This is a genomic window from Chthonomonas sp., assembly GCF_035294165.1.
Taxonomy (GTDB): domain Bacteria; phylum Armatimonadota; class Chthonomonadetes; order Chthonomonadales; family Chthonomonadaceae; genus Chthonomonas.
This window is the reverse complement of the sequence record NZ_DATGLN010000262.1, coordinates 1-11,419: the sequence shown is the minus strand read 5'-3', so window position 1 is coordinate 11,419 and position 11,419 is coordinate 1. Positions and strand designations below refer to the sequence as shown.

The 11,419-nt window shown below is 54.1% G+C and carries 8 protein-coding genes and 1 pseudogene; 3 read left to right on the top strand and 6 right to left on the bottom strand.

The features are described from left to right. Together VKV29_RS14890 and VKV29_RS14885 are read left to right on the top strand one after the other, a co-directional pair. Positions 1–1,726, top strand: a 1,726-nt coding sequence (locus VKV29_RS14890) for an ABC transporter ATP-binding protein (protein ID WP_324202110.1), incomplete at its 5' end; no start/stop codon positions are given. Between the two features lie 4 nt (positions 1,727–1,730). Next, positions 1,731–3,497 carry an ABC transporter ATP-binding protein gene (locus VKV29_RS14885; RefSeq protein WP_324202109.1) on the top strand — a complete coding sequence of 589 codons (1,767 nt, stop codon included), beginning with the start codon at positions 1,731–1,733 and terminating at the stop codon, positions 3,495–3,497. A gap of 42 nt (positions 3,498–3,539) precedes the next feature. Here VKV29_RS14885 and VKV29_RS14880 read toward each other — a convergent pair whose 3' ends face one another. The 6 genes and pseudogenes from VKV29_RS14880 to rimI all read right to left on the bottom strand — a co-directional run bounded on the left by VKV29_RS14880 (position 3,540) and on the right by rimI (position 9,477). Next, positions 3,540–5,420, bottom strand: coding sequence for a glycoside hydrolase family 127 protein (locus VKV29_RS14880; RefSeq protein WP_324202108.1), 1,881 nt, complete (start codon positions 5,418–5,420; stop codon positions 3,540–3,542). 113 nt (positions 5,421–5,533) lie between these two features. Beyond that, complete coding sequence (locus tag VKV29_RS14875) at positions 5,534–6,388, bottom strand: hypothetical protein (protein WP_324202107.1); 855 nt, start codon at positions 6,386–6,388, stop codon at positions 5,534–5,536. A 10-nt stretch (positions 6,389–6,398) separates the two neighbouring features. Then, positions 6,399–7,094, bottom strand: a complete 696-nt coding sequence (locus VKV29_RS14870; protein ID WP_324202106.1) for a class I SAM-dependent methyltransferase — start codon at positions 7,092–7,094, stop codon at positions 6,399–6,401. A gap of 7 nt (positions 7,095–7,101) precedes the next feature. After that, positions 7,102–7,751: pseudogene (locus VKV29_RS14865) on the bottom strand (restriction endonuclease). 30 nt (positions 7,752–7,781) lie between these two features. Beyond that, a complete protein-coding gene (locus VKV29_RS14860) occupies positions 7,782–8,918 on the bottom strand; it encodes an Lrp/AsnC family transcriptional regulator (RefSeq protein ID WP_324202104.1) in 1,137 nt (378 codons plus the stop codon). Between the two features lie 37 nt (positions 8,919–8,955). Further along, positions 8,956–9,477 (bottom strand): ribosomal protein S18-alanine N-acetyltransferase, encoded by a 522-nt coding sequence (rimI, locus tag VKV29_RS14855; protein ID WP_324202103.1) that lies wholly within the window; start codon positions 9,475–9,477, stop codon positions 8,956–8,958. 280 nt (positions 9,478–9,757) lie between these two features. Between rimI and VKV29_RS14850 the strand changes: the two genes are divergently transcribed. Continuing rightward, the coding region (locus tag VKV29_RS14850; RefSeq protein WP_324202102.1) for a sodium/proton-translocating pyrophosphatase at positions 9,758–11,419 on the top strand (1,662 nt) is incomplete at its 3' end.

Sequence of the window (11,419 nt, the reverse complement as noted above, 5' to 3'; positions counted from 1 at the left end):
GGTGCGCGTCTATTGGCGGTTGATTTTGTTGATCGTCGTCTTGACGCTGTGCACCTCCGCGTTGAGTTTACCTCCGCCTTATCTCATTAAGCTGCTGACGGATAGCCTTACGCAGAAGGCACTTCGCGAGCATCTCCCCGTCCATTTAGCTGCCATCTTCTTCGCGTTTGTGGGGGTCGCCGCCGGAAGTGCCTTCGTTGGTTACTGGCTTACCTATTGCATCACGCTGCTGGGGCAACGTTTCAAGCTGGACATGCGGAGGAAACTCTATGCGCATATGCAGACCCTCTCGCTGGGTTTTTTTGAACGCAGCCAGACCGGCAAGCTAATGTCCAACATCACCAACGATGTGGCCTCGCTCGACCAGTTGTTGAGCGGTGGGTTCGTTAACATTCTGCAAGATAGTGTAACGCTTATTGCGGTTTTATTCATTATCTTCTCGCTCAACTGGAAGCTTGCCTTAGTGGCACTTTCGGTATACCCCATCTATATTGCCAACTACCTCATCTTCATTGGGCGCATTAAGCAAACAAGCTATGAGGTGCGAGAGCAAAGGGAGATCATCTACGGCGACCTTCAGGAGAAGCTGGCGGGCGTGCAGGTGGTGAAATCCTATGCCCGTGAGCGTTACGAGGTGCGACAATTTGCCGGTGAAACGCGCAATCTGCTGCATCTAAACCTGCGTGCCTCCGTTCTCAGTACCGCCCTCTGGACGCTGGCCGAGTTTATAGGCGCCATCGGCACGGCTTTGCTGATCTGGTATGGGGGCAAACTGGTTATTGAGGGCAAGCTAACGCCCGGAAGTCTCATCGCGTTTTATGGCTACATTGGGGGGTACTTATACCAGCCGACATTGCGCATGATCCAGCTCAATGACCAGATCGCGCGCACCAATGCGGCCTTATGGCGCATCTTTCGCACCCTCGATACAAAGCCCAACGTTACCGATAAGCCGAACGCCATTCCTCTTCCACCCATTCGCGGCGATGTACGCTACGAAAATGTTTGGTTCGAGTATGAGCCAGGTCAGCCCGTGATCAAGGGGGTTAATCTCGATGTGAAAGCGGGTGAAGTAGTTGCCTTGGTGGGACCATCCGGATCGGGGAAAACCACCATGGTGAACCTGCTTCAGCGCCATTACGATGTTACCGATGGGCGCATCACCATTGACGGGTACGACCTGCGGGATGTGCAGCTTAAATCGTTGCGTCGGCAGATAGGGGTGGTCATTCAAGAGACCATGCTGTTCAACACCACCATCCGCGAGAACATTCGTTATGGCAAGCTCGATGCAACCGACGAGGAGGTAGAGGCGGCTGCCCGGGCGGCCAACATCGCGCACGTCATCGAGGCCATGCCTCGTGGCTACGACACCCGTTTGGGGGAGGATGGCGTAAAGCTGTCGGGAGGCGAGAAGCAACGAATCGCCATTGCCAGAGCCTTATTGGCCGACCCGCGAATCCTCATTTTAGATGAGGCGACTTCAGCCCTCGATTCGGAGACGGAAGCGCTCATCCAAGAGGCGCTGGAGCGTTTGATGAAAGGACGAACCTGTTTTGTGATCGCCCATCGCCTGTCCACCATCGTCAAGGCGGATAAGATCGTGGTTATGGAGAAGGGAGTTATTCGCGAGATGGGCAACCACAACGAACTTCTGGCGTTGGGGGGCATCTATGCGAGCCTTTTCCATCAACAGTTTAAGGTAGCTTTGGAGTCGGGAGCGTAGCGTCATGGAACTGTTTCGTCGGTTGCTGGGCTATTTACGACCCTATCGCAAAAAGGTGGCGCTTGCCGTTCTCCTGTTGCTGATCATCACCTTTACGCCCATTGTGTTGCCACGTATCATCGGATACACCATTGATGTGGTGATTCCCCACAAAAACTACCGGGCGCTGGTATGGATTTTCTGGGCGATAGTGGGGCTTTATGCGCTGCGTGGAATCGTGTCGTTCTGGCTAAACTACACCATAGGGTGGTTGGGGCAGCGGGTCGTTTTTGACCTTCGTTTCGAGAGCTATCGGCATCTCAATCGTCTCTCTCTTTCCTACTACGACACCCGCCAAACGGGCAAAATCATGGCGCGTCTGATGGGCGATATTGACTTCATCCAACAGATGATCTCCGGTGGGTTCGTTACGTTCATGGCCGATATGCTCAGCGTCATCGCTATTTTGGTGGTTCTCTTTACCATGCAGTGGCGCCTTACGCTTTTGGCGTTAGCGGGCATCCCCTTCTATGTGGCCAACTACAAATACTTTATCCGCTACATTCGCCCGCTAAGCATCGAACTGCGAGAAAAGTGGGATGCCATGCTCGGAGCACTGCAGGAAAAGCTTGCCGGAATTATGGTCGTCAAAGCGTTTGCCCGCGAAGAGTACGAGACAGAGCGCTTCATGCAGACGGTGAAGGAGAACTTCGACCTCGGCATGAAGCAGATGAAGCTTAATCGGCGACTTGGCGCCATTGCCCAAGTCATACGAGCGACCTTTACCGGCGCGGTGCTTTGGTATGGTGGGGTTTTGATTCTGCACCATCGCATGGAGATAGGGGCTTTGTTGGCCTTTAATGCGCTCCTCAACCAGCTTTATGACCCTGCCGTGCGCATTGTGGACTTCAACGTGACGGTGCAGTGGACTATTGCGGCCATGGAACGGGTTTTCGAGACGCTAGATACCCGGCCGGAAATAACCGATGCGCCCGATGCCAGGCCGCTTACCAATATGCGCGGCGAGGTGGAGTTCGACCATGTTACCTTTGGATACGAGCGCGACCACCCCGTTCTGCACGATATCTGCCTGAAAGTGGCGCCCGGAGAGGTTGTGGCCATTGTAGGGCCTTCTGGCTCCGGAAAAACAACATTGGTTAACCTTATCGCACGTTTTTACGAGGTTCCTCCGGGGCACGGCGCCATTCGCATTGACGGTGTGGACATACGGAAGGTTAAGCTCGAATCGATACGAAGGCAGATAAGCATCGTGAGCCAAGAGAGCTTGCTGTTCTCAGTGTCCCTTAAGGAGAACATCAAGTACGGCTATCACGATGCCACCGATTGGCAGATCATGCAGGCGGCAAAAATGGCCGATCTGCACGAGTTCATTCTCACGCTGCCTCAGGCCTACGACACAAAGATCGGCGAGGAGGGCATTAAGCTTTCCGTAGGGCAGAAGCAACGCATGGCCATTGCACGGGCCGCGCTTACCAATCCACGCATTCTCATTCTGGATGATGCCACTTCGGCCCTAGATAGCAAGACAGAGGCCAACGTCCAGGCCGCTCTGGAGCGCCTGATGAAGGGGAGAACGAGCTTCGTCATCACTCACCGGCTTTCTACCATCATGAACGCCGACAAGATCGTGGTGCTCGATCAGGGGCGCATTGTGGATATCGGGACACATGCGGAGTTGGTTAGCCGGCCTGGGGTGTACCAAAATCTCTATAACGAGCAGTTCCGCGCCGCCCATGAACAAGATTCAGGCATACAGGCTTTGTTGGCCTAGCAGGTTGTTTGGGGCAGCTTTGTTAAAGCTGCCCCAACGGCTTTAGAGGATGGGAAGCCATACGGTCATCGGGCCGGCCTCTCGGTTTGCCCAAGCATAGTAAGGGATGGCCGTGATCGCTACAGGATGCGATGTTTCATAGGACCGATAAGGGGCATACAGCTTCCCTGCCCACCGCTCTCTGTTCAATGCTACTCCCCGACCGGTCAACACCGTTACCCCGTTAAGCAGATCGGAACGATGTTCCGGCGTAAAAGTTGTCTCATGGGTAAGCAGAATATCCCATGGGTCTGTGTTGGGATGATCGCTCTGTTCCAGGCAGTAGACGACCGGCCCTCGCGTGAGCGCCACTTTTTGATAGTGATTCTGCACATGGGGATGGCTTTGAGTCCACTCTATAGGCATAGGCAGCTCCAAACGGATCGTTGCAGGGGCGCCGTTTATGGCCACTTTCGCGTAGCTGCCGGAGGATGGAAGGGCGGTTTCGGCGGAAGCATCTCCGTTGCAGAGAAGGGTAGCTTCTTTTGCCCATTGGGGAACGCGTAGGAAGAGAGTTGTCGTGTGTGCGGGGGCGCTCAACAACTCGATTTCGATAAGCCCCTCCCAAGGATAGTGTGTGTTCACCCGTAGGTGGACGTCTCCTTCTGGGGTTGGAAAGTGGATTTCGCCTTGTGCGTAGAGGTGAAGATAGAGTTGGTTTTGTTGATCTGTGCTGGCGAAGTAGCCGGGTAAAGAGGCCAGCATGCGCGCGATGTTGGGGGGACAGCAGGCGCAGCCGAACCATTTTTGACGCCGATGACCGCCTCGGTCGGCAAGAGGATTCGGGTAGAAATAGTGCTCGCCGTCGAGCGAGATGCCGGAGAGAACTCCGTTGTAGAGGGCGCGTTCCATGATGTCGGCATAGATGGGGTTGCCTTTGAGATGGAGCAGGCGATAGCACCACATAACGAGGGCGATATTGGCGCAGGTTTCTGCATAGGCCCGATCGTCGGGCAGCTCATAAGGGGCACCAAAGGCCTCTCCTTCGTAGCGGGAACCTACTCCGCCGGTGATATAGAGTTTGTGCTGTACGAGGTCTTGCCAGAGGGCATCGAGGGCGGCGAGATAGGCTTGATCGCCTGTTTCAAGCGCAATATCGGTTGCCCCTGAAGCTAAATAGAGATGGCGGACGGCGTGCCCGACGAACTCCCTCTGTTCCACAAAGGGCACGTGGTCTTGATGGTAAGGGCTGCCACCTAGAACCCCTCTGCCACGAGCCTCGACCATGCATTTGGCGAGTTCGAGGTAACGTGCATCCCCGGTTGTGCGCGCAAGCTCCACAAGCGCCATTTCGGCTTCGGGGTGTCCACAAGCTCCTGGCTGACCGTTTGGGCCAAACTTAGCGTAGAGCAGGTCGGCATAACGCCTAGCAACATCGAGAAGGTTGGTTCGGCCGGTGGCGCGGTAGTGGGCTACGGCGGCTTGAAAGAGATGGCCGGCGCAGTAGATTTCGTGCATGTCGCGGAGATTGGCGAAGCGGTCTTTGGCACGGTCGAACATGAAGTAGGTGTTGAGGTAGCCATCGGGCTGTTGTGCGGCGGCGATTTCGGCGATGATGGCCTCCATCTGAGCTTCGAGGTTAGCATCCGGCTCGTAACCGATGGCGTAGGCGATAGCTTCAAGAAGCTTATAGACGTCGGAGTCGTTGAAGTAGATTCCTTGGAAATCGATCTGTTTTTTGCCGGAGGCACGGCGAAAGTTATCTATACGTCCGGTCTCTTCGCATCGTTGGATTTGAGAGGGAAGCGTTACCGAACGATTGGTTTGCAGGCGCGGTGCCCAGAATCGGTCCTTCAACCGAACCGCCTGCAGAGGCAAGGGCTGCATAGAGGCGAAAGGGCTTTGAGCGAGGGCGATCACAGGCCCTCGAGGCTGAGCCGACATGGTTTGTCTCCCGTTAAGATGCAAAGTTGGAAAAATTTGTCTCAAAGGCTTCATTGTTGAGGTGCCTTTTTATCTATACTTCGGCGGAGATGCGCCCGATTCCTACACCGGTGCTATGAGCGAAGCCCTGGTAGAAAGTCCTCTTCAAACAGGCTTGCCTGAAGGGAATCGCCTGACGGTTTTTGGCGAAATGCTCTCTGTCGTTCAACCAGTTTTGCTATAAATCGCTCATCTACATCGGTTACGTGTTGGGCGAGGAGGTGAAGATCGAGTAGGTTGAGGAGTTCCGCGGTTATCGGGCGTTTTTCATCCCAAAAGGTCAGGGAGGAAAAAAACTCCCGTGCCGGCTCGGATTGCAGTAGGGTGTGAAGAGTACGACACTCCGCTTCGGTGTCGCAAGGAAAGAAGTAGCAAGTATCGTCGAATACAACAGGACGATTATCGTGAGGAGAAACGGGAACGAAATGGAGCTTTTTATACAGGCCGGATATGGCTACTTTCCATGGTGTAAAGGAGTAGGGGCCTAATCCGAAAAGGGAAAAGCGAGGACGCAGACGATAGATGCTGCTCTTTCTTGCGTCTAGAAGGTGGGCGTGTGCAAGAAGGTAGTTCCAGGCTTTAGGGGCGCTAATGCTCAGTTGAACCGGATCGTCGGCAAGGGACCGATGCGGAATAAAGAGCCATCGGCTAGGCTCCTTATGGTTGGCGAGATCAGAGCTTTTTAGAAGGGGGAAGAGGTGTTCTGGTTCGATATCTACGGTTTCCCCTAACTTGTTGATGAAATGCCCCTCGTGTGTGCGCAGTTCAAAGACGCTGGCGCAGTCGTGTTTGATGCCCGAGCGCCAGCCAGATGGGCATTTAGCACGCAGGTGTTGCCACTTTTCGTAGGTGGGAATGTCGGCGATAATAAGATTATCGCGTAGGCCGCAGATGCGCTCTAGTCGCTCCGCATCAAGGGAGGAGAACACTCTCCATTCTTTAGAACGGCCTTTTGGGGCTAGTTCTAAAAACAGAAGGCAAGCCGAAACAGAGATTCCAAAGGATTCCAAAGACCTTCTGTGCATCGAGAAGATAAACTTCCGCCGAGGCCACGGGCAGCTCTTGTTGGAGAGCGTACCTAAGCACTTTACGCGCTACCACCGTTTTGCACAGCATGGCAATAATGGCATATTTGTTTGTAAGACATTCAACGCATCGGCGCAAAATCCACTCGGAGATATCGAAGTTGCTCTTGCCGGTTAGGGCATGAATACCGGCAAAATTATCCCGATTCTGCTTAGGAGGTAAATTGTTGATGTTGTAGATTCCAAGCTCCGAATTGGTGACCCAAGGTGGGTTGCCGATAACCAAAATCGGCTCGGGAAGACGTTCGACAATATCTTGCCAGGGTACGGTAAAGAAGTCTGCTTGCTGAATCTCGAATGGAACCTTCCACGCACGTAATCGGCGCCGCGTTTTCTCCACATAGTTCGGGTGAATGTCGGCATCGAATACATACTGAAGATGCGCGAATGTCTCCAAAGAGGCTTGTAGAAAGGCGCCTTCTCCGCAGGTGGGTTCAAGAACGGTGGCGGGTTCCAAGCCTTTTCGTGCGAGGCAATGGCAAACCTTCCGCGCGAGGGCTAGAGGCGTTTGGAAATCGCCAAATACAATTTTGTGGCTGGTGTTCTCCATATGAATGCTATTTTAGCCTTTCGATTTCGGGAAGGGTCCCGGCCAGGTCTATGAGACGACCGAACTGTAGTCTCCACTGGAGTGCGTTCGAGATGGTGAGGTAGCCGAGCTGAGGAGGGTTTTGAAGTACTTCCTCTGCAAGCTGTGAGGCCTCTGAGTCGTTGAGTGGTAAACGTCGTTTCTCAAAAATGTCAAAATATCGTCTTTATTGCCCCGGTTTTTAAGTATCTCTAGCAATCCAGAAGTTGTTTGGTAGTCGCCAGTTCTCTCTTTGTTGAAGAAAATAACAGAGATTATATTCTGGCGCCCCACTTTATCCACATCCACCTTTTCATACACAAAGATAAGGAGGGAATAGTCAAGTCCATAGACTTTTTCTCTGGCTGAGCGGTATGGACAAGAAGATTGTGGTTGCTTGATGCTTGTCAGTTTTATATCAACGTTAAGGTCTGGAAAGTCTATCCCTGTAGCAGAATTGCCTTCGACGAAATGATATCTTTCACGCAGATAGCTTCGGAAACGTTGTTCAAAATAGGAGCCGAGAGCCTTTCCGTCTGTTACCCCGAAAAGAAGGGGGTCGGTATTCTCTGTCAGGATATCGGCAAATTGTGTTGCCTCCTTTTTTAATACCGAAAGTGTTAGTTGCGACTTGCCCACCGTAACCTCTTTACCTTGAGTATTGCTGGTTCACCCCTCGCGCATCTTATCCGGATCAAGGCCGTGCTGCTGGCAGAAATGACGATAGGCGAATGGAGAGATTTCAGAGGGCTTGATCTCGCTGCGCCCGCCCCAAAAGACATTGGTATAGCCTACAGGAATGCCGATCGATTCGAGGTAGCGGTCTATGGCAGCTTTGTGGGCCAGGAGGCGCTCTTTATCTAGCCCGTGGGCTACACCCATGATATTGACATTTCCGAATTCGGGGCCGCCTTCGCGCCAGTAGGCATGCGTCATGATGTGGAAGCTGCCCACATGGCGTCCGGCCTCTAGCACCTTTTCGGGAGGAACCGCCCAGTGAAAGAGGGCATTGTAACGGGTAACGAGGCGCTCGCCTTCGGGATTAGGTTTCGCGTGTTCAAGGAATGTGGAGAAGCGCCCGATGACGCCCTTTTGATTGAGCTGATGGGCGATTTCATAGAAGGTATCGAGGGGAAGGCCGGCCTCCTGGGCGCGTGCTTTCCACAGATCACGACAAAGTTCCGAAGGGGTGAATTCCCGCTTAAGCGGGATGAGCACACGCCATTCACGCTCCGTTAGCTCGGTGATGGTGGTGTAGATAGGGTCGGCGAGGACGGAGGAGCGGCTGCCAATGGGCAGATTTTTGCGACGTACATGCCCAACACCGAGCACGAACAGGCACTTGGCAGGCATAAGGCGAAAGTGTGTTGCCCCTACTTGTTCGGCAAGGAAGTGAGCGTGTTTTTCAAGTGAATAGCCCTGAGGCACTTTGAGGGTCGTCCAAAGACGGTAGGCCGACCCGGTGGTGGCCACATCGGTTGAGCGAATAACCACGTGGCCGGAAAACGGATCGCGTTGGAACATGAAGTCGAAGGCCTCATCCAGGCGCTCGAGGGGAACCTGCCAGGCCACAAGGGCGCCCTGGGCCAGATTGGTCGCAAGCAGAGTCTGCCGGATGCGGCGAATAACTCCGGCCTCAAGCATTGCGCGTACGCGCTCGATGACGGTTTCTATTGGCAGTGCTGATCTCTCTGCGATGGCTCCAAACGGATCTTCTTGAAAACCCTGAAGCTGATCTTCGGAAACGGCGAGTATGGCAGCGTTGATCGGGTCGTCTACTCTTGTGGGTAAAACGGTTGAATGCATAATAGGATTATCGCCTCTTTTTCTCCATTTGTGTATCCTAGTAAGTCCTACAGGTGAGGTCGGGCATTTGGTTCCTCAATTGTTGGAGCTGTGCGCGATATGCGGGCGTATCCATAGCGTCAAGGCGCATAACGATGGCGTGCTCGGCGTTATCTGTATAGTAGTGTGGACGAAGGGAATAGGGGCGGAAGCCGTATTTAGCATAGAGACTCTGTGCGATGAGGTTACTCTGGCGCACCTCGAGCGTGGCATAGTGAGCATGAAGACGCAAGGCCTCTTCCAACAGCGCACAGAGGAGGCATTCACCGATCTTTTTCCCGCGCCATTCAGGGGAGACGGCCAGAATGGAGATATGTGCTTCTCCAAGAAGCACCGTCTCCCCGCCGAAACCTACAATGCGGTCGGCGATTTTCGCAACAAGGTAGCAGGAGGCCCGATTAGCCAGTTCCGCCTGAAAAACCGCGCGCGCCCATGGGGTTGAAAAGCAGAGCCTGTCAATGCGCATGACATCGTCAAGATGGCAGGCTCGCATCGGCTCTATCGCAATGGGGTTCCACATACGTTCCGCCTTGTGCCGTCGTAAGGAGTTGCAAACAGTGTAGCACTCTGAATGAGGAAAGATCAACGAGGCGCATGTGCTGTAGAGAACGTCGTCTGCCGAGCAAATACCAAAAAACCGATTGACAATACCTCTATATGTAGTTTATAATTCTGCAAGTGTTTGCAGATTGCCTCGATCCGTGCTAACATCTAGCCGCCGGGTGCGGCGGATGGTTCGGGTGAGAGGTGACATAAGGGGACAGATAACGGAACACGAAGGAGGTTATGATCTCGCCGCTATGACAGAAAAGTACCCATTTCGCAAGCCGGAGGCTACGTCACTTGGCCGCTTGCTTGTGTTGACCCTCCTCGTTCTGCTCGGCTCAACGAGGCCGGCATGGGCGAGCGAAGCAGTAAGTCTTCCAAGTTTTACTTCCCAAGAGACGACGATTGTCTTCATTGCCTTGTTTTCCGGCATCATCTCGCTGCTGGCCGGGGGCTACTGGTATCGTTCGGTGGTGCGAATGAGCCCCGGCACAGAGCGGATGGAGGAGGTCGGGCGCGCCATTCGAGACGGGGCTTTAGCCTACTTAACACGCCAAATCAAAACAATGGCGGTGCTTGTGGTCATAATTGCCGTTGGGCTTTTTCTGCTCTATCAGGGGCAGAAGGCGTTGGGATATGACCTGGCAGACGCATTAGGAGTTGCCTTCTTCTTTGTTATCGGCGTTTTGGCCTCCTACGGCGCCGGCTTCATCGGCATGAAGATGGCCACAATGGCGAATCAGCGTACAGCTAACCAGGCAAGAAGCACCTTTCGAGGCGCCTTGGAAACGGCCTTCAGGGCCGGGGCGGTCTCCGGCATGTTTACCGTGGGGCTTGGACTGATCGGGGCCTGTTTGGTGTTTCTCATCTTCAAGCAGAAGGCGATGTTGGTGCTGGTTGGCTTCGGCTTCGGCGGCTCGTTGGCGGCGCTGTTTATGCGCGTTGGCGGCGGAATCTACACCAAGGCTGCCGATGTAGGGGCCGACCTAGTGGGCAAAGTAGAGGTTGGCATTCCCGAAGACGACCCACGCAACCCGGCCACCATTGCCGATAATGTGGGGGATAACGTGGGAGACTGTGCCGGCATGGCGGCGGATGTCTTTGAGAGCTATGAGGTCACTTTGGTAGCCGCCATCATCTTGGGGGCTGCGATCATCTCGCCGGAGTATTGGAGTACCGACCCCACCATGCGCCATAGTGCCCTCATGTTGGTAATGTACCCTCTCCTCGTGCGTGCCTCAGGCGTTTTTGCCTCCATCATCGGCGTGCTGGCCGTGAAAGGGGAGGACCGTGAAGACCTAGACCCCATGCAGCCTATCAATCGGGGCTTTTGGGTGTCTACCATTGCAGCAACCATCCTCTTTGGGTTGGCCTCCTATCTCTACTTCGACCGCTTCAATCCAACGCATACCGTGGCTGTTCCCACCGATCAGGCAGCCCAACAGTACACCTGGGTGCCGTTTTTCTTGTGTACTTTCGTGGGCATTCTGCTGGCCATCGCCATTGGCTGGCTCACGGAGTACTTTACCTCAACAGAAAAGAAACCGGTCACCGAAATCGCCTATCAGTCGCGTACGGGGCCGGCCACGATGATCATTTCGGGGTTCTCTTTCGGCATGGAAAGCTCCGTATGGGCTGTCGTCGCCATTGCGGTGACCTTAGTGCTGGCGCTCATCATCTTTTCGGGCAACGCGCTTTTGGCCGGATATGGCATCTCCTTGGCCGGTTTGGGCTTGCTTACAACGACGGGTTACATTCTGGCAATGGATACTTTTGGGCCTATCACCGATAACGCCAACGGCATCTTTGAGATGTCGGGAGTGTTGGAGGAGGATAGGGCTTCCGGCCGTTTTGCCGGCATCGAGGGCCTTTCGGGCGACCGCATTGTTGGCCGTCTCGATGCCGTGGGCAACACC